At 64.1% G+C, this 18,018-nt stretch carries 17 protein-coding genes; 16 read left to right on the top strand and 1 reads right to left on the bottom strand.

Translation table 11 applies throughout. The annotated features are described in order from the left end of the window. The first annotated feature begins 277 nt into the window (after positions 1–277). Positions 278–1,555, top strand: coding sequence for a 4-aminobutyrate--2-oxoglutarate transaminase (locus tag AC1RUK_RS24410; protein WP_481838603.1), 1,278 nt, complete (start codon positions 278–280; stop codon positions 1,553–1,555). Here the strand turns inward: AC1RUK_RS24410 and AC1RUK_RS24405 are convergent. Continuing rightward, complete coding sequence (locus AC1RUK_RS24405; RefSeq protein ID WP_481838604.1) at positions 1,552–2,802, bottom strand: NAD(P)/FAD-dependent oxidoreductase; 1,251 nt, start codon at positions 2,800–2,802, stop codon at positions 1,552–1,554. The two genes, AC1RUK_RS24410 and AC1RUK_RS24405, sit on opposite strands and share 4 nt — an antisense overlap. Before the next feature lie 425 nt (positions 2,803–3,227). Between AC1RUK_RS24405 and AC1RUK_RS24400 the strand changes: the two genes are divergently transcribed. The 15 genes from AC1RUK_RS24400 to lnt all read left to right on the top strand — a co-directional run bounded on the left by AC1RUK_RS24400 (position 3,228) and on the right by lnt (position 17,937). Next, positions 3,228–4,517, top strand: a complete 1,290-nt coding sequence (locus AC1RUK_RS24400) for an imelysin family protein (RefSeq protein WP_481839406.1) — start codon at positions 3,228–3,230, stop codon at positions 4,515–4,517. Between the two features lie 149 nt (positions 4,518–4,666). Then, positions 4,667–4,978, top strand: coding sequence for a hypothetical protein (locus AC1RUK_RS24395; protein ID WP_006201122.1), 312 nt, complete (start codon positions 4,667–4,669; stop codon positions 4,976–4,978). Beyond that, complete coding sequence (bfr, locus tag AC1RUK_RS24390) at positions 4,944–5,429, top strand: bacterioferritin (protein WP_065518165.1); 486 nt, start codon at positions 4,944–4,946, stop codon at positions 5,427–5,429. Before AC1RUK_RS24395 ends, bfr begins: the two co-directional genes overlap by 35 nt. Positions 5,430–5,441: 12 nt before the next feature. Then, a complete protein-coding gene (locus AC1RUK_RS24385; protein ID WP_481838605.1) occupies positions 5,442–7,049 on the top strand; it encodes a di-heme oxidoreductase family protein in 1,608 nt (535 codons plus the stop codon). After that, positions 7,049–8,128, top strand: a complete 1,080-nt coding sequence (locus AC1RUK_RS24380; protein ID WP_481838606.1) for an imelysin family protein — start codon at positions 7,049–7,051, stop codon at positions 8,126–8,128. Before AC1RUK_RS24385 ends, AC1RUK_RS24380 begins: the two co-directional genes overlap by 1 nt. Before the next feature lie 61 nt (positions 8,129–8,189). Next, a complete protein-coding gene (locus tag AC1RUK_RS24375; RefSeq protein ID WP_481839407.1) occupies positions 8,190–9,296 on the top strand; it encodes a DUF1513 domain-containing protein in 1,107 nt (368 codons plus the stop codon). Between the two features lie 138 nt (positions 9,297–9,434). Beyond that, positions 9,435–10,172, top strand: a complete 738-nt coding sequence (tsaB, locus tag AC1RUK_RS24370) for a tRNA (adenosine(37)-N6)-threonylcarbamoyltransferase complex dimerization subunit type 1 TsaB (RefSeq protein WP_481838607.1) — start codon at positions 9,435–9,437, stop codon at positions 10,170–10,172. Beyond that, positions 10,172–10,666 (top strand): ribosomal protein S18-alanine N-acetyltransferase, encoded by a 495-nt coding sequence (rimI, locus tag AC1RUK_RS24365; RefSeq protein ID WP_481838608.1) that lies wholly within the window; start codon positions 10,172–10,174, stop codon positions 10,664–10,666. Before tsaB ends, rimI begins: the two co-directional genes overlap by 1 nt. A gap of 127 nt (positions 10,667–10,793) precedes the next feature. Further along, complete coding sequence (olsA, locus tag AC1RUK_RS24360; protein WP_481838609.1) at positions 10,794–11,594, top strand: lyso-ornithine lipid O-acyltransferase; 801 nt, start codon at positions 10,794–10,796, stop codon at positions 11,592–11,594. Between the two features lie 172 nt (positions 11,595–11,766). Next, the gene (miaB, locus tag AC1RUK_RS24355; RefSeq protein WP_481839408.1) at positions 11,767–13,068 is read left to right on the top strand and encodes a tRNA (N6-isopentenyl adenosine(37)-C2)-methylthiotransferase MiaB; all 1,302 of its coding nucleotides are present in this window, start codon (positions 11,767–11,769) and stop codon (positions 13,066–13,068) included. 83 nt (positions 13,069–13,151) lie between these two features. Continuing rightward, positions 13,152–14,144: a PhoH family protein gene (locus AC1RUK_RS24350; RefSeq protein ID WP_436170689.1), complete on the top strand. Its 993-nt coding sequence runs from the start codon at positions 13,152–13,154 to the stop codon at positions 14,142–14,144. A gap of 17 nt (positions 14,145–14,161) precedes the next feature. Then, a complete protein-coding gene (gene ybeY / locus AC1RUK_RS24345; RefSeq protein ID WP_481838610.1) occupies positions 14,162–14,668 on the top strand; it encodes an rRNA maturation RNase YbeY in 507 nt (168 codons plus the stop codon). Between the two features lie 27 nt (positions 14,669–14,695). Then, a complete protein-coding gene (locus AC1RUK_RS24340; protein WP_120015045.1) occupies positions 14,696–15,769 on the top strand; it encodes a hemolysin family protein in 1,074 nt (357 codons plus the stop codon). 10 nt (positions 15,770–15,779) lie between these two features. Continuing rightward, positions 15,780–16,250 (top strand): VOC family protein, encoded by a 471-nt coding sequence (locus AC1RUK_RS24335; RefSeq protein WP_481838611.1) that lies wholly within the window; start codon positions 15,780–15,782, stop codon positions 16,248–16,250. 94 nt (positions 16,251–16,344) lie between these two features. Then, positions 16,345–17,937, top strand: coding sequence for an apolipoprotein N-acyltransferase (gene lnt / locus AC1RUK_RS24330; protein WP_481838612.1), 1,593 nt, complete (start codon positions 16,345–16,347; stop codon positions 17,935–17,937). Positions 17,938–18,018 lie beyond the last annotated feature (81 nt).

Below are 18,018 nucleotides of genomic sequence, written 5' to 3'. Positions count from 1 at the left end.
AGGATGTCGCGTTCCTGCTCATGGGTCCCTCACCAGCCCGGGGCGCTCTTGACGACGAGTTGTCACAGGCGATTGCGAGGATAGTCGATCCCCCGAAAAAGGGAACCTCTTCGTACGCGTATCGGTTGGTTAAGGGCAGGCCGGCACAGGCTCCGGGGCGCGGCGGCAGGCCCAATCGCCTGGCAATGCTGCCGACTTGAGGAAAACGTGAAATAAGGTCAGAAGAGGTCTGGAACAGCCATCAACGAGAACGGGCGTCGGCCCGATGAGGGATGAAATGAAGAATTCAGCCATTTCCGAGCGCAAGAACCAGTCGATTTCGCGCGGCGTCGGCATGACGACGCAGATCTACGCCGACCGCGCCGAGAATTCCGAGATCTGGGACGTCGAAGGTCGCCGCTACATCGACTTCTCGTCGGGCATCGCCGTCGTCAACACCGGCCATCGCCATCCCAAGGTGATCGAGGCGGTCAAGGCGCAACTCGACCGGTTCACCCACACCTGCCACCAGGTCGTGCCTTATGAGAGCTATGTGCGGCTGGCCGAGCGGCTGAACGGCATGCTGCCCGGCAAGTTCGACAAGAAGACGATCTTCGTCACCACCGGCGCCGAGGCGGTCGAGAACGCCATCAAGATCGCCCGCAACGCCAGCGGCCGTCCCGCCGTCATAGCCTTTTCCGGCGGCTTCCATGGCCGCACCTTCATGGGCATGGCGCTGACCGGCAAGGTTGTGCCCTACAAGGTCGGCTTCGGCGCCATGCCGGCCGACGTCTTCCATGCGCCGTTCCCGGTGGCGCTGCACGGCGTTTCGGTCGCCGATTCGCTGGCGGCGCTCGACCGGCTGTTCAAGGCTGATGTCGACCCGGCCCGCGTTGCGGCGATCATCATCGAGCCCGTACAGGGCGAGGGCGGTTTCTACGAAGCGCCACGCGATTTCATGGCGGCGCTGCGCAAGATCTGCGACCAGCACGGCATGCTCCTGATCGCCGACGAGGTGCAGACCGGCTTTGCCCGCACCGGCAAGATGTTCGCCATGGATCATCACGAAGTCGCCGCCGACATCACCACCATGGCCAAGAGCCTTGCCGGCGGCTTCCCGCTGGCGGCGGTCACCGGCCGCGCCGAACTCATGGATGCGCCGAACCCCGGCGGTCTCGGCGGCACCTATGGTGGCAGCCCGATCGGCGTCGCCGCGGCACACGCCGTGCTCGACGTGATCGAGGAGGAAAAGCTCTGTGACCGCGCCAATGCGCTGGGCGCCCGCCTGAAGCAACGGCTGCAGTCGATCCGCGACGACGTGCCCGAGATCGTCGATATCAGGGGCCCGGGCTTCATGAACGCGGTCGAGTTCAACGATGTGAAGAAAGGCCTGCCGTCGGCCGAGATCGCCAATGCGGTACGGCTGAAGGCGCTCGACAAAGGCCTGATCCTGCTTACCTGCGGCGTCTACGGCAATGTCATCCGCTTCCTGGCGCCGATCACCATCCAGGATGGCGTCATGAATGAGGCGCTCGACATTCTGGAAAGCTCGATCCGCGAGGCTCGCGCCGCTTAACCAGCCACTCGGGCAGGTTCGTCCTGGAAGGCGGCAAGCGCCGCCTTCAATCCATCGGGCCCAGTCGCAACCGTCTGCGGCGTTGGCGAGAAGCCGGCGCCGAGCATTTTGCGGCCGAGCATGTGGTCACCCGGACGGTTGACCGATTCGATGCCGAGCAGCCGGTTTGCCGCGTAGTGGTAAATCGAGAACTTGTTCTCGTTGATGTCGCCCAGCACGACATGGCTGTCGCCGCCCGATGTCAGGCCGACCATCTGCAGTTTCATGTCGCCGATATCCGACCAGAACCACGGCACGGCCGAATAGGTTTCGGCATGGCCGACGATGGTGCGCGCGGCAAGCCGCGCCTGGTCGGTGGCGTTCTGCACCGATTCCAGCCGCACGTCGGCGTTAGTGAACCAATGGCGGTAGGACGCGGCGTCGCCGATCGCGAGAATCTCGGGCAGCGACGTGCGCATCTGCGGGTCGACGCGGATACCGTTGGCGATGGCGATGCCGGCGGCCTCGGCTAGCTCGACATTCGGCACCACGCCGATGCCGATGATGACCATCTGCGCCGGCAGTTGCTCGCCGCTGGAGGTGATAGCGCCCGACACATGGACGTCTTCACCTTCGAGCCGATCGATGGTGGTGCCGGTGAGGATGCGCACGCCCATCGCTTCCAGCCGCTGCCGGACATGGCTGGCAATGACCGGCGCCACCGCCCGGCCAAGCAGCCGGTCGACGGCTTCGACCACCGTCACCTTGCGGCCGGCCGCTCTCAGCGTCGCCGCGATCTCCAGCCCGATGAAGCCGCCGCCGAGGATGACGACGTCCTCGCTTTGCGAACTCAATTCGCGGATCAGGCGGGCGTCGGCGATCGAGCGCAGCGACAGTACCCCGGCAAGCTCCGAACCCGGCAACTTGAGAATGCGCGGCCGCGAGCCGCTCGCCAGGATCAGCCGGTCGAAGCCGAGCGTGCCGCCGCCTGATATCTCCAGCCTACGGGCGTTGGCATTGATAGCGTCGATCCGGATGCCCGGCCTGTAGTCGATGGTGCTGCCGGTGTAAAAGGCCTCGCCGCGCAGCGGCTGCGGCTTGGCCTCCTGGTCCTTGATGAAGGTCTTCGACAGCGGTGGCTTGTGGTAGGGCAGCTCATTTTCGTCGCCGATCAGGATGACGGGGCCGTCGTAACCTTCTTCACGCAGGCTCGCCGCCGCCTGCACGCCAGCGTGACCCGCACCGACAATGACCACCCCGTTCTTCATCGCAATCCTGCTTTTTCATTTCAAATCTAGGCTGTTACGCCAGGTGGCGATTGTCCGCCGCCGTCGCAAGAGCCCCGATCCGGGTCGCACCGGGAATGGTCGCCTGTCAATCGCTGTGTTCTGGGGGCACAGGGCTTAAAGTTGACAGTCGCAGTTTAGAATAATTCTAAACTGTTGTTTCAATTGAATTTTCTGATGCGTGCCAGTTGACTTCCGGCCCCTTCGCCGCTTTATGGAGGCTCGCGCGTCAGCGCATCCCTTTGATGTCTGGGCCTTGAACCCTTTCGATTGGAGGCATTTCGGTGTCTTTCTTCCGCGAACCGCGCAATGGCGCGGCGTCTCTTGTGTCATACGGCATGGCTATGCCCTGGCACCGGTCGGCACGCACGCCTTTTCCTGAATTCCCAATGAACTGGAGAACGATGATGACAGCACGATATGGCGGCAGGCTGGCTGCGATCGGCGCTACGGCTCTATTGACGGCGGCGGTGTTCGTGCTGCCGGCCAAGGCGGAAACCGATGCCAAGGCGGTCATCAAGACCTATGCCGACATCGCGCTCGCCAAATATGAGGATTCGCTAACCACCGCGCAGGCGCTCGACAAGGCTGTCGACGCGCTGCTCGCCAAGCCTTCGGTGGATACGCTGAATGCCGCCCGCGAGGCCTGGAAGGCATCGCGCGTTCCCTACCAGCAGACCGAGGTCTACCGTTTCGGCAACAAGATCGTCGACGACTGGGAAGGCAAGGTCAACTCCTGGCCGCTGGACGAAGGCCTGATCGACTATGTCGCCAAGAGCTACGGCACCGAGTCCGACACCAATTCACTCTACACCGCCAATGTGATCGCCAACAAGGAGATCGAGATCAATGGCAAGAAGGTCGACGCCTCGAAGCTGTCGCCGGAATTCCTCTCCGGCACGCTGCAGGAGGCCGGCGGGGTCGAGGCCAATGTCGCGACCGGCTATCACGCCATCGAATTCCTGCTCTGGGGTCAGGATCTGCACGGCACCGGTCCGGGCGCCGGCGAGCGGCCCTACACAGACTACGACCTCGCCAACTGCACCGGCGGCAATTGCGACCGCCGCGCCGAATACCTGAAGTCGGCCAGCGACCTCCTGGTTTCCGCCCTGCAGGATATGGTCAACGACTGGAAGGAAGACGGCGCCGCCCGCAAGAACCTCATTGACGGCGAGCCGAACACCGCCATCACCGCGATCTTCACCGGCATGGGCTCGCTGTCCTATGGCGAACTGGCCGGCGAGCGCATGAAGCTCGGCCTGCTGCTGCACGATCCGGAAGAGGAGCACGACTGCTTCTCCGACAACACCTACAACTCGCATCTCTACGACGCCATCGGCATCCGCGCTGCCTATCTTGCCAGCTACACGCGCCTCGACGGTACCGTCGTTCAGGGGCCTTCGGTGCACGACATGGTCAAGGCGGCCGATCCGGCGATCGATAAGGAACTGTCGGACAAGCTGGATGTCTCCGTCGCCAAGATGGAGACCATCAAGGCGCGTGCGCTGGCCGGCGAGGCGTATGACCAGCAGATCGCCGAAGGCAACACCGAAGGCAACGCCACGGTGCAGGCGGCGATCGACGCGCTGATCGACCAGACCAAGTCGATCGAACGCGCCGTCGGCTCGCTGAAGCTCAACACCATCGCCTTCGAGGGTTCCGACAGCCTCGACGCGCCGGACAAGGTGTTCCAGTAGGACCCAAGCATGACCCCGAACCGGAGGTCCGCGTAAGCGAAAAGTGGAAGCCGGTTTTTGCTTCGTGACCTGCGGTTCGGACAAGGTCATGCTCAACTAAAAGTACCAGCCAAACGGCGTGGAGGAACGCCGTCAGCCAGGGCAAATGAATGCTGATCTGCCATTGCAACATCATCACAGAGAGGGAGATTGAGCAGTCGATCGTCGAGCTGCTGGACCAGGATCCCTGGCAGCTTATCGTGCCGGCAAAGGTCTATCATGCCATGCACAAACGCGGTCGCTGTTGCGGCTGCTTCCCAAATGTGGTGGAAACGATCATTCGGGTAACCGAGAACTACCATGCCCGCTCGGAGGCGAGCGGCGTGGACATCGTTTCACACCTGGATCGCGTCAGAGGCCTGCGCGTCCAATACGGGAGCAGAACCCATGAAAGGCGAAAAGCAGATCATCGAGCGGCTTAACGAGGCTCTGTTTCTTGAGCTTGGCGCCGTCAATCAATATTGGGTGCATTTCCGGCTGCTCGAAGACTGGGGATACGCCAAGCTGGCAAAGAAGGAACGCGCAGAATCGATCGAGGAGATGCACCATGCCGACAAGCTCGTGGCCCGCATCATCTTCCTCGAAGGGCATCCGAACCTGCAGTCCGTGGCGCCGCTGCGCATCGGCCAGAACGTCAAGGAAGTGCTCGAGTCCGATCTTGCCGGCGAGTATGACGCGCGCACCGCCTACAAGCGCTCGCGCGAGATTTGCGAAGAAGCAGGCGACTACGTGTCGATGAAACTGTTCGAGGAATTGCTGTCCGACGAGGAAGGTCACATCGACTTCCTCGAGACGCAGCTCGACCTGCTTGCCTCGATCGGTGAGGAAAAATACGGCCAGCTCAACGCCGCATCGGCCGACGAGGCGGACTAAGGACATGCGGGAATGCGGCGCCCCGTAGAAGTCTTGCGCCGCTTGCGGCGGGCCCAAGATCATGGCCCGTCGCTCCAGAAGACCCCGCGATACCAGGTGTTTCGCGGGGCTTCGCTTGCAGTCGTGCTGACACTTTCGGCTTCGGCCCTGGCCGGCGCGCCGGAACCGGGGGGCCTCGCCACCAGCCGCACCGATCTGACGCCGAAGGATCAGGCTCGCGTCCTTGCCGTCACCCGGCCGACGTCGGATTTTTCCAAGCCCGAGCCGTTCGAGCTGATGCAGGGCGGCGCCGGCACGTCGCGCAAGGACGCCAACCGCGACGCCTTCTCGCAATTCTCCGCCAACATCACCTTCGAGGAAGAAGGCACCTTCAAGCTCGGCAATGCCCTTTTCCGCAAGAACTGGGTGTCGTCGCCATCCTCGACCCAGGCCTCGGACGGGCTTGGCCCGCTGTTCAACGAGCGCGCCTGCCAGAATTGCCATTTGAAGGACGGCCGCGGCCACCCGCCGGAAGGTGACGGCGGCACCACCTCGATGTTCCTGCGGCTGGCGCGCGACGCCAGCGACGCGGAAGAAAAGGCTGAGATCGCCGACCACAAGGTGCTCAATTTTCCCGACCCGGTCTACGGTTCGCAACTGCAGGACCTCGCCGTTCCCGGTCTGCGCGGCGAAGGCAGGATGCATGTCGCGTATCAAGAACAGAAGGTGACGCTCGGCGACGGCAGCGTCGTTTCGCTGCGCAAGCCCAGCTATTCGGTCGATGGCCTGGCTTACGGGCCGCTCGACCCGCACACCACGCTGTCGCCGCGTTTGACGCCGCCAATGATCGGCCTTGGCCTGATCGAGCAGATCGCGCCGGCCGACATCCTTGCCCATGCCGATCCGGACGACCGCGATGCTGACGGTATTTCCGGCAAGCCGAACATCGTGCGCGACGGCCTCAGCGGCACGCTGACACTTGGCCGCTTCGGTTGGAAGGCGCAGACGCCGTCGATCCGCGAGCAGGCTGCCGACGCCTTCGCCGGCGATATCGGCATCTCGACGCCCGAGATGTCGAAAAGCGAGGGTGACTGCACCGCCGCCGAAAAGGCATGTCTCGACATGCCGAACGGTGTGCAACAGCGCCTCGGCCCGGTCGAGGCGCCGCCGCCGGTCATGGACCTCGTCACCTTCTATTCGCAAAACCTTGCCGTGCCGGCACGGCGCGATCTCGACGCGCCCAACGTGCTGGCCGGCAAGAAGCAGTTCTATGAGATGGGCTGCATTTCCTGCCACACGCCGAAATTCGTCAGCCTTCGCGGCACGCCCAACAAGGCGCAGGCCTTCCAGTTGATCTGGCCCTATTCCGACTTTCTGCTGCACGACATGGGGCCCGATCTGTCCGACGGGCAGGCCGTCGGCGAGGCGACGGGCAGCGAATGGCGCACCCCGCCACTGTGGGGCATCGGCCTGACCGAGACGGTCAACGGCAACAGCTTTTTCCTGCATGACGGGCGCGCGCGCACGCTCGCCGAGGCGATCCTCTGGCATGGCGGCGAGGGCCGGAAGGCGCGCGACCGCTTTGCCGCCGCCAAAGCGGCCGATCGCGATGCGCTGGTCAAGTTCCTGGAGTCACTCTGATGCTGAAGCGTCTTTTGCCCGCTCTCGTTCTTCCGCTGGCCATGTTCGGCGCTTCCCCGGCGTCGGCGGAGGTGAAGGCTACCGACGTCATAGAGCGAGCGATCGACGGCTTTGTCCGCCCGGCCTATGCCAGTCTGCATCGGCACGCTGAAACCTTGACCAAATCGATGCGCAATCTGTGCGATGCACCTTCGCAAAGCGCTCTCGATGCGGCGCGTGCCGAATATTCGGCAACGGTCGAGGCTTGGTCGGAGGCCGAGATCATCGGCTTCGGGCCGATCAAGGAGAACAACCGGCTGGAACGCATGCTCTACTGGCCGGACCGCAAGAGCATCGGCCTGAAGCAGGTGCAGGCGGCATTGGCCGGCAAGGACCCGACCGCCACCGATCCGGCGCAACTGGCTGGCAAGAGCGTCGCCATGCAGGGGCTTGGCGCGCTGGAATTCGTGCTTTATGGCGACGGCGCCGAACCTCTCGCCGGCAAGGACGATCCCTACCGCTGCGCCTATGGCGCGGCAGTCGCCGGCAACATCGAAACGATGGCCGCCGACGTCGATGAGGCCTGGAAGAAGCCTGACGGATTTGCCGCACTCTGGGCCAATCCGGGACCGCAGAACCCGCTCTACCGCGACGGCACCGAAGCGGTGACCGAACTGGTGGGCGTCTTCATCAACGAACTCGAAATGGTCCGCGACGTGCGCCTCAAAGGGTTCCTGGGCGGCAAGCCGGAAGGCGAAAAGCCGAAACAGGCGATCTATTGGCGCTCGCAAAACACGGCCACGTCGCTGGCTGGAAACCTCACCGGCATGGATACGCTGTTTCAGGCCTCGCAACTTGGCGACGCACTGCCGAAGGACGCACGCTGGATGGCCGAGTCGATCCATATCCAGCTGGTCAACGGTGTCGCCACCGCGAAGTCCGTCCAGGGTCCGATCGACAAGGCGCTCGCCGATCCGGCGCAGCGCGAAAAACTCGACCATTTCGCGCTGATCACCTCCAGCCTGACGACCCTGATCGGCACCAGGCTGACCGCCGAATTCGGCCTGACCGCCGGCTTTTCCTCGCTGGATGGAGACTGAGCATGATCCCAGAAAAGTTGCAGACTTTTTGGACAAGATCATGCTCGAACGGAGATTGATCATGCGCACGCCGCTGATCGACCGCCGCGATTTCCTCAGGGCAGCGGGCGTTGGCTTTGTTGCCGCGATAACGCCGTCGGCGTGGGCAAAGACGCTTGGCACGGACGCGGTCTTTGCCACCGCCTTCGTCAAGCGCGACGGCAGCTATGGCGCGGCCGTGCTGTCCGAGGCCGGCAAATTGCTGCATGCGATCGACCTGCCCGACCGCGGCCATGACGTCACCTTCGATCCGGTGTCTAAGCGCTCGGTGGTCTTCGCCCGGCAACCTGGTACTTTCGCCGTGGTCTTCGACCATCAAGGCCGCGACAGGCCGCTGACCATCGCCAGCATCACCGGCCGCCACTTCTTCGGCCATGGCGTGTTCTCGGCCGACGGCGCGCTGCTTTACGCCACCGAAAACGACTTCGACAACGCCGCCGGCGTCGTCGGCGTCTATGACACGCGCTCAAAATTCAGCCGCGTCGGCGAGCTCCCGACCTATGGCATGGGTCCGCACGAGCTCCTGCTGCTGGGCGACGGCAGGACGATCGCGGTCGCCAATGGCGGCATCGAGACGCATCCGGACTATGGCCGCGCCGAGCTCAACATCGCGACGATGAAGCCGTCCTATGTGCTGGTCGACCGCATCACCGGCGACCTGATCGAAAAGCACGAACTGCCGGCAGCACTGCACCAGCTGTCGATCCGCCATATGGATGCCGATCCGTCCGGCACGGTGTGGTTCGGCTGCCAGTACCGGGGGCCGGGCACCGACCGTCCGCTGCTGATCGGGCGCGCTGCGCGCGGCAAGGATCTGCAGCTGCTTGACATGCCACAGGACGTGCTGTCAGGCTTCAGAAACTATATCGGCTCGGTCGCCGCCAACCCTGCCGCGGGCACGGTCGCCGTCTCCTCACCAGAAGGCAATTCGCTGACCGTCATCGACGCCGCCAGCGGCCGCATCGTCGCCACCAGAGCGCTGGTCGAGGTCTGCGGCCTGGCGCCGGATGGCCCGGGCTTCATGGCGACGACGGGCGCTGGCGAGATCGTCGAGGGCAATGGCGCGACGCGCTCCGAGCCTGACTATGTCTGGGACAATCACATGCTGCGCATCGAGCAGGTGGCATAGGCGGCGGCCCAGAGGCCGACGGATCTGGACCCTGGCCGAAGCGAAGCCGCTTAACAATTGTGCACCGTCCCCCTTGCGGCGGCGGGCCATGGCGGGCACAGGGGATTGTTTTTCAACCCTGGGCGTTGACCAGAGACCATGAAGTTGCTTGCCATCGACTGTGCCGCCAGTCTCTGCGCCGCCTGCGTCTATGACGCGGCGGCCGGCAGCGAGCTTGGCCGCCACGTGCTCGATCTCGGCAAGGGCCATGCCGAGCACTTGATGGCGGTCATCGATGCGGCGCTGAAGGCCGCGGCGACCGACTATCCCGGCCTTGGCGCCGTTGCCGTCTCCATCGGTCCGGGATCCTTCACCGGATTGCGTGTCGGCGTGTCGGCGGCGCGCGGCCTGGCGCTGGCGCTGAAAATCCCGGCAATCGGCGTAACGACGCTGGAAGCACTGGCGGCGGAGGCGGCGACCATGTTTCCGGGCCGGCCGGTGCTGGCCGCGCTCGATGCCGGACGCGACGAGATCCACGCCGCTCTGTATGATAAAGCGTCAGTTTTGACTTACGGACCGGCGGTGACAACGCTTTCTCAGGCCGCCGCCATGGCGGCGGACATGTCCGTGGTGCTCGCCGGCACAGCAGCACCGCAAATCGCGGCGTCGGCCGGCCGCACCTTCGACATCGGCTCGACCGCGGCCACCGCCGACATCGCCGTCTATGCGAGGCTGGCCGCCATCAAGGGTGCAGGCGAAAAGCCGAAACCGCTTTACCTGCGGGGGGCCGACGCCAAGCCGCAGGCGGGCTTCATTCTACCGAGACAGGACCATGATCCCAAAAAGTGGGATCCAGTTTTTGGAGAAGATCATGGTCCAGGAGGAAACAAGTCCTGATGCGCATTCCCTTCTTTCAGCCGCGCCGCAGGGATTATGCGCTCGAACCGCTGACGGTCGCCGATAGCCCGGCGGTCTCGGAACTGCACCAGGAGGATTTTGTCCGACCCTGGACCGACGGCGAGTTTGCCTCGCTGCTCGAGCAGGACACGGTGTTCGGCTATGCCGCGCGCGAGACCGGACAGGGCTCCAAACCGCCGGTCGGCTTCGTGCTGGCGCGGCTGGCGGCCGGCGAAGGCGAGATCTTGACCGTTGCCGTCGCCCGCTCCCACCGCCGCCAGGGCCTTGGCTGGCAGTTGATGGATGCGGTGCTGCGCGAATTGCACGCGCAGCGCGCCGAGGCGCTCTTCCTGGAGGTCGACGAGACCAACGTCGCGGCCATCACCCTCTACCGGCGGCTCGGCTTCCGTGAAGTCGGCAAGCGCGCCAACTACTACAGATCGCCGGAGCACGGCCCGACCGGCGCGCTTGTCATGCGCCGCGATCTTCGCTAGCCAGACGCCGCATGACCCCGAAAATCGGATCCGATTTTCGGAAAGGATCATGCGCCAAAATAAAAGTGTTACAGCGTCCTTTGCGCGTCCAAAAGGACGCGCGGCGCTGTAACGGCAGGGCCAGCGAATGATCAAGAAATTCAGGATTTTCGTGGCGCTGGCCCTCGTCGCCACCAGCACGCTGATCTTCGCGCCTCTGCAGATCCTGTCGATGAAGACCGGGCTCTGGCCGGAGACGTTCATCCTGAAAATCTGGCACAGGATGATCGCCAGGGCGCTGGGATTGCGCATTCACGTCAAGGGAACGCTCTCCAGCCAACGCCCGCTGCTGGTTGCGTCCAACCACATCTCCTGGACCGACATCATGGTGCTCGGCTCCATGGTCGACGTGAAGTTCATCGCCCGCGCCGATATGGAAGGCTGGCCGCTGATCGGCATGCTGTCCAAGCTGCAGCGCACCGTCTTCATCGAGCGCGAGCGCAAGCGCACGTCGGGCGACCAGGCGAGCGAGATTGCCAGCCGCATGGCCAAGGGGGATGCCATGGTGCTGTTCGCCGAGGGCTCGACAGGTGACGGCAATCTGGTGTTGCCGTTCAAGAGCACGCTGTTCGGCGCTGCCTCGATGGCGATTGCGGAAGGCGCGGCCGCCGAGGTGTTCATCCAGCCGGTGGCGATCGTCTACACCCGCCTGCACGGCGTGCCGCTCGGCCGCCGACACCGGCCAATCGCCGCCTGGATCGGCGACGAGGACCTGATGCCGCATCTCAAGGTGCTGCTGGCCGAGGGCGCGCTGGACGTCGAGGTGCATTTCGGCGAGCCCTTCGCATTCTCCAAGGGATCGAACCGCAAGGAGACGGCGAGGCTGATGGAAGCCAGGGTACGCGAAATGGTGCAGGCCGCGCTCGCCGATCCGCGCCCGAGCCGGTAGGCTGAAAGCGCGCTAGGCCAGAATCGTCTGTTTTTTGTCACGGAAAGGCGATAGAAGCCGCCGGATGGACTTGAACACGATAGAGCGCGACGATATCGGCCCTGCGGCTGACGGCGCACCTGCACCCGCTGGCACGGCGAAAAAAGTCTTCGTCAAGACCTATGGCTGCCAGATGAACGTCTACGATTCACAGCGCATGACCGATGCGCTGGTCGCTGACGGCTACGTCGCCACCGACGCTGTCGACGACGCCGATCTGGTCCTGCTCAACACCTGCCACATCCGGGAAAAGGCGGCGGAAAAGGTCTATTCCGAGCTTGGCCGCATCCGCGACATGAAGGCCGAGCGCGCCGCAGCCGGCCGCGAACTGCTAATCGGCGTCGCCGGCTGCGTGGCGCAGGCCGAAGGCGCCGAAATCATCCGTCGCTCGCCCGCCGTCGATCTGGTCATCGGCCCGCAGACCTACCACCGGCTGCCCGACGTGCTGGCCAGGGTGCGCGGCGGTGAAAAGATCGTCGAGACCGAATACGCCGTCGAGGACAAGTTCGAGCATCTGCCGCAGCCGAAGCGCGCCGAAGTGATCAAGCGCGGCGTCACCGCCTTCCTCACCGTGCAGGAGGGCTGCGACAAGTTCTGCACCTTCTGCGTCGTGCCCTATACGCGCGGTTCCGAAGTGTCGCGGCCGGTGGCACAGATCGTCGCCGAGGCCGAGCGCCTGGCCGAGGCCGGCGTGCGCGAGGTGACGCTGCTCGGCCAGAACGTCAATGCCTGGCACGGCCTGGGCGAGGACGGCGCCGAATGGGGCCTTGGCCGCCTGCTGTTTCGGCTGGCCGAAATCCCCGGCCTGGCGCGGCTGCGCTACACCACCAGCCATCCGCGCGATATGGACGACGAATTGATCGCTGCCCACCGCGACTTGCCGGCGCTGATGCCTTATCTGCATCTGCCGGTGCAGTCAGGCTCGGACCGTATCCTCAAGACGATGAATCGCAGGCATACCGCAAGCGATTATCTGGCGCTGATCGAGCGTATCCGCGCGGCGCGCGGGGACATTGCGCTGTCCGGCGACTTCATCGTCGGCTTTCCCGGCGAGAGCGAAGCGGATTTCGAGGCGACATTGGAACTCGTGCACCAGGTCAACTACGCCTCGGCCTTCTCGTTCAAATATTCGCCGCGTCCCGGCACGCCGGGCGCCGAAATGGCCGATCACGTGCCGGAAGCCGTCAAGGACGAACGCCTGCAGCGCCTGCAGGCCTTGCTCGTGAAACAGCAGCAGGACTTCGGCATGAGCCTGGTCGGCAGGACCATCGACACGCTGATCGAGAAGCCTGGCCGCCAGGCCGGCCAGAAGGTCGGCCGCTCGCCATGGCTGCAGCCGGTTATTGTTGATGAAAAGGCCGGCGAAATCGGTGACATTATCCAAGTGCGAATCACAAGGACGGGCTACAATAGCCTGTTCGCCGAATTGGCCTGACGGCCTCGGCAGATGAGGAGAGACGGTTGAGCGCTGCTGAACTGAAGAATCTGCCCCCGAGCCAGGCATCCGGGGCCTCTGACATGGCGCACATCGTTCTGACCTTCGACAATAACAAGCTTGCCAGCGCCCTGTATGGCCAGTTCGACGAGAACTTGGCGAGACTCGAGCAGAAGCTCGGCGTCGATATCCGCTCGCGCGGCAACCAGTTGACCATAAAAGGCTCGGCCTCCGCCGCCGAGCAGGCGCGCCGCGCCTTGGACAATCTCTACGGCATTCTCCAGAAAGGCGCCGATATCGGCCAGTCCGACGTCGACGGCGCCGTGCGCATGGCGATCGCCGCCGACGACCAATTGACGCTGCCGACGCTGGAGCGCAAGGGCAAGATGTCCGCCGCCCAGATATCGACGCGCAAGAAGACCATTTATGCCCGCTCGCTCAACCAGGACGCCTATATGCGGGCGCTGGAGCGGTCCGAGCTTGTCTTCGGCATCGGCCCGGCCGGTACCGGCAAGACCTATCTGGCGGTGGCGCATGCCGCGATGCTGCTCGAACGCGGCATGGTCGAGCGCATCATCCTCTCGCGACCCGCCGTCGAGGCCGGCGAGCGACTGGGCTTCCTGCCCGGCGACATGAAGGAAAAGGTCGATCCGTATCTGCGGCCGCTCTATGACGCGCTCTACGACATGATGCCGGCCGACAAGGTCGAGCGCGCGATTGCCGCCGAAGTGATCGAGATCGCGCCGCTGGCCTTCATGCGCGGCCGCACGCTGGCACATGCCGCCGTCATCCTCGACGAGGCGCAGAACACCACGCCGATGCAGATGAAGATGTTCCTCACCCGTCTCGGTGAGAACTCGCGCATGATCGTCACCGGCGATCCGACGCAGATCGACCTTCCCTCGAACACCAAGTCGGGCCTGGTCGAAGCGCTGCGTGTCCTCGATGGCGTGGCGGGCGCGGTGACGGTTCGCTTCGGCGACGGCGATGTGGTTCGCCACCCGCTCGTGGCGGAAATCGTCAGGGCCTATGACCGCGACGCCAAGCTGGCGCGCGGCCTGGGCACCGAGAACTGATGTGACGATGCGGGCTCATGCCTGAAGACATAAAACCTGGCGGCGGGGATCTTTCGGTTCCCGTCGACATCGATATTTCGATCGAGTCGGGCGACTGGCCCGATGAGGCGGTATTGGCAGGCCTGGTCGACCGCGCCGCGTCGGCCGCCTTTGCCGAAACCAGCACCGACGGCCGTTCCGAACTCAGCATCGTCTTTTCCGATGACGCCCATATCCGCACCCTCAACGCCGGCTGGCGCGGCAAGGACAAGCCGACCAACGTCTTGTCTTTCCCGGCTTTTCCGTTTCCCAAGGGCGGTCCGCTGCCGCCGATGCTGGGCGACATCGTGCTGGCCGCCGAGACGGTCACGAAGGAAGCGGGTCTGGAAGACAAGCCGCTCGAGAACCATATCACCCATCTTGTCATCCACGGCCTGCTGCACCTTTTGGGCTACGATCACGAGACCGACGCCGAGGCCGAGGAGATGGAAGCGATCGAGCGCTCAGCGCTTGCGAGGCTTGCCATTCCCGATCCCTACGCGTAACTAAAAAGATCAATTGACCGGACGACGATGAACGACAAACCAGAGACTGCCGCCCGCCCCGACGCCGGCAGTGCGACCAAGCCTTCCGAAACGACGGAAGAGGGCTCGAGTCCGAGTACCACGACCGGCAGCATCGCCAGCGAGCCATCGCCTGCCGGTCCTTCCCTGTTCGATCGCGTGCTTGGCCTGTTCAGGCAGCGCAACGGCACCAGCCTGCGCGAGGAGATCGCCGGCGCGCTTGCCGAAACGACCAGCGATGCCGGTGCCTTCTCGCCCGGCGAGCGGGCGATGCTCAACAACATCCTGCGCCTGCGCGAGGTGCGCGTCGAGGACGTCATGGTGCCGCGCGCCGATATCGAGGCGGTCGAGATCACCACGACGCTGGGCGATCTTCTCGGCCTGTTCGAACAGTCCGGCCATTCGCGCATGCCTGTCTATTCCGAGACGCTCGACGATCCGCGCGGCATGGTCCACATCCGCGACGTGCTGGCCCACATCACCAAGGTTGCCCGCGTCAAGAAGGGCCGGACCAGCCGGAAGGCGCCGGCGACGACGCTGCTTGATCTCGCCCAGGTCGATCTCGCCCGCACCATCGGCGATCTTAACCTGATCCGCCCGGTGCTGTTCGTGCCGCCGTCCATGCTTGCCTCCGACCTGATGGGCCGGATGCAGACGACACGCACCCAGATGGCGCTGGTCATCGACGAATATGGCGGCACCGACGGCCTCGCCTCGCTGGAAGACATCGTCGAGATGGTCGTTGGCGACATCGAGGATGAGCATGACGACGACGAGCCGATGATCACCCAGACCGGTGAGGGCGTGTTCATCGTCGACGGCAAGGCCGAGATCGACGAGGTCGCCAAGATGATCGGCGAGGATTTCGCCGCCGGCGAGCACGGCGAATATGTCGACACGATCGGCGGTATGATTTTCAACACGCTTGGCAGGGTGCCGGCCCGTGGCGAAGTGGTGCAGGCCATACCCGGGTTCGAGTTCCACGTGCTCGACGCCGATCCGCGCCGCGTCAAGCGCGTGCGCATCGTGCAGAGCCAGAAGGGCGAGCGCCGGCGCCGCGCCGCCCGCGCCGAACAGGCCTAAGCGCCGACCTATGTCGGTCGACGACCCGTTCAAGCACTCGACCATAGGCTCCGGCGTATTCTACAAGGACCCGCGGGCCGCATTGAAATGGCTCGAAAAGGCCTTCGCCTTCGAGCCGAGCATGGTCGTCAGCGACGCCGAAGGCAGGCTCGTCCATTCCGAGATGCGCTTCGGCGATGGCTACATCATCGTCGATTCCGAATGGGCTGACCATATTGCCAGCCCGGCCTCCGTCGGCGGCCGGAACACGCAGGCGATCTACATCCGCCTCGCTACCGGCCTGGATGCGCATTGCGAGCAGGCGAGGGCGGCCGGCGCCGACATCACCCAGGAGCCTGCCGACCAGTTTTATGGCGAACGGCTTTACCGGGCGCGCGATCCCGAAGGCCATGTCTGGACATTCACCCAGACCATACGCGCCGTGCCACGCGAAGAGGCTGAGCGGCTCGGCGACCTGAAGGTCGAAGGCTGGCACCGATAGCGCGGTGATTGGCCGATCCGGGTTTCTCGGTGCAAGCCCCGTTCCGATAAATCTGATAAATCTGCTGTCGTGATTCGCGCGACTGGAAGTGTGTATGCAGCGCCTGGCCGGCCGGATAATACTGCTTTGGGGTTGGCGTCGTGCGCTGGTGGCGTTTCTCGCCGGAGCGTTGGCGGTTCTCGCCCAGGCGCCCTATGATTTCTTCGCCGTCTGCTTCGTCTCCTTCCCGCTCCTGGTCTGGCTCCTTGACGGTTCGACCGGCGAGGCCTCCGACGGCTGGCTGAGGCGGCTCAAGCCCGCATTCGCCATTGGCTGGTGGTTCGGTTTCGGCTATTTTCTTGCCGGCCTGTGGTGGATCGGCCAGGCACTGCTGGTTGAGGCCGACAGTTTCGCCTGGGCTCTGCCCTTCGCGGTGGTCGGAATCCCCTTTGCGCTCGCCTTCTTCTACGGCTTCGCCACGGTCGTCGCGCGGCTCCTGTGGAGCAACGATATCGGCCGCATTGCCGCACTCGCCTTCGGTTTCGGCCTGGCGGAATGGCTGCGCGATTTCCTGTTCACAGGCTTTCCCTGGAATGCCGTCGGCTACGCGGCAATGCCGGTGCCGCTCTTTATGCAGAGCGTGTCGGTGACCGGCATGATCGGCATGAACGCGCTGGCGGTCTTCGTCTTTTCGCTGCCCGCGCTCGCTGCGGGTCGGCGGCACCTTCGCCTGGGCTTTGGGCTGCTTGCCCTGCTTGTCGCCGCCCATGTCGGCTTCGGCTATGTCAGGCTTGCCATGCCGGTCGAGCCGGCAACCCGCTCGATCGATGTCCGCATCGTTCAGCCGGATGTCGATCTCAGCGAAAAGTGGGACGCCTCGGTGCGCGACCGCATCTTCGCCACTTTGCTCGGCCTGTCGGCGAAGGAGCCGGAGCCCGGCCACGCCAAGCCGCAGCTGATCCTGTGGCCGGAGACCTCGGTGCCGTTCCTGTTCACCGAGCGCCCGGACACGCTGACCGCGCTGGGCGACATGCTGGGCGAAGGCCAAATGCTGATCGCCGGCGTGGTTCGCGAGGAGGGCGGCTCGGCTGCCGGTGCCGGCAGCCGCTATTACAATTCCGTGGTGGCGATCAACGACAAAGGTGAGATCACCGACGCCGTCGACAAGGTCCACCTGGTGCCTTTCGGCGAATACCTGCCCTTCGCCGGCCTGCTCGGCCGCTTCGGCATCGAACAGCTCGTCGCCGGGCCGATGAATTTCGCGGCCGGCAACGAACGGCATCCGATCACGCTGCCGGACGGTGTGCGGGCGCTTCCGTTCATTTGCTATGAAGTTATCTTTCCCGATCTGGTTGCAGTTGACGCAACGTCATCCGAGCTTATTGTGAACGTTACGAACGACGCTTGGTTCGGGGATACACCGGGTCCGTACCAGCACTTCAGGCAAGCTCAGATCCGGGCTGTGGAGAATGGTTTGCCTTTGTTGCGCGCGGCTAACAATGGCATTTCCGCCGTCGTCGACCCGCGCGGACGCATCGTCGACGCGCTCGCCGTCGACAGGCGTGGAGCCATTGATGTGCGGGTGCCGATCTCTGGGCGCGCCCTCATTTCCGCCGCCCAGCGGCGAATTAACGGATTGCTGATCATATTCCTGTTCGCCCTGGGAGGGTTCACATTGAATGTAAGGCAACGGCTACGGGTGAATTGACAGCCGACACATTAGAAACTCATACTGTAAGTGCCTAAAATTTTCTCGAAGTCGGTTGGTGGTTCTGTTGGGGCAGTTGGC

It is taken from the genome of Mesorhizobium monacense (assembly GCF_056781675.1).
This window is presented reverse-complemented; position numbering and strand designations above follow the sequence as displayed.

Bases quoted from the DNA above. Each gene is read 5' to 3' on its own strand.
- AC1RUK_RS24410 (WP_481838603.1), top strand. From the start codon at position 278: ATGAAGAATTCAGCCATTTCCGAGCGCAAGAACCAGTCGATTTCGCGC.
- AC1RUK_RS24405 (WP_481838604.1), bottom strand. From the start codon at position 2,802: ATGAAGAACGGGGTGGTCATTGTCGGTGCGGGTCACGCTGGCGTGCAG.
- AC1RUK_RS24400 (WP_481839406.1), top strand. From the start codon at position 3,228: ATGACAGCACGATATGGCGGCAGGCTGGCTGCGATCGGCGCTACGGCT.
- AC1RUK_RS24395 (WP_006201122.1), top strand. From the start codon at position 4,667: ATGCTGATCTGCCATTGCAACATCATCACAGAGAGGGAGATTGAGCAG.
- bfr (WP_065518165.1), top strand. From the start codon at position 4,944: ATGAAAGGCGAAAAGCAGATCATCGAGCGGCTTAACGAGGCTCTGTTT.
- AC1RUK_RS24385 (WP_481838605.1), top strand. From the start codon at position 5,442: ATGCGGCGCCCCGTAGAAGTCTTGCGCCGCTTGCGGCGGGCCCAAGAT.
- AC1RUK_RS24380 (WP_481838606.1), top strand. From the start codon at position 7,049: ATGCTGAAGCGTCTTTTGCCCGCTCTCGTTCTTCCGCTGGCCATGTTC.
- AC1RUK_RS24375 (WP_481839407.1), top strand. From the start codon at position 8,190: ATGCGCACGCCGCTGATCGACCGCCGCGATTTCCTCAGGGCAGCGGGC.
- tsaB (WP_481838607.1), top strand. From the start codon at position 9,435: ATGAAGTTGCTTGCCATCGACTGTGCCGCCAGTCTCTGCGCCGCCTGC.
- rimI (WP_481838608.1), top strand. From the start codon at position 10,172: ATGCGCATTCCCTTCTTTCAGCCGCGCCGCAGGGATTATGCGCTCGAA.
- olsA (WP_481838609.1), top strand. From the start codon at position 10,794: ATGATCAAGAAATTCAGGATTTTCGTGGCGCTGGCCCTCGTCGCCACC.
- miaB (WP_481839408.1), top strand. From the start codon at position 11,767: ATGAACGTCTACGATTCACAGCGCATGACCGATGCGCTGGTCGCTGAC.
- AC1RUK_RS24350 (WP_436170689.1), top strand. From the start codon at position 13,152: ATGGCGCACATCGTTCTGACCTTCGACAATAACAAGCTTGCCAGCGCC.
- ybeY (WP_481838610.1), top strand. From the start codon at position 14,162: ATGCCTGAAGACATAAAACCTGGCGGCGGGGATCTTTCGGTTCCCGTC.
- AC1RUK_RS24340 (WP_120015045.1), top strand. From the start codon at position 14,696: ATGAACGACAAACCAGAGACTGCCGCCCGCCCCGACGCCGGCAGTGCG.
- AC1RUK_RS24335 (WP_481838611.1), top strand. From the start codon at position 15,780: ATGTCGGTCGACGACCCGTTCAAGCACTCGACCATAGGCTCCGGCGTA.
- lnt (WP_481838612.1), top strand. From the start codon at position 16,345: ATGCAGCGCCTGGCCGGCCGGATAATACTGCTTTGGGGTTGGCGTCGT.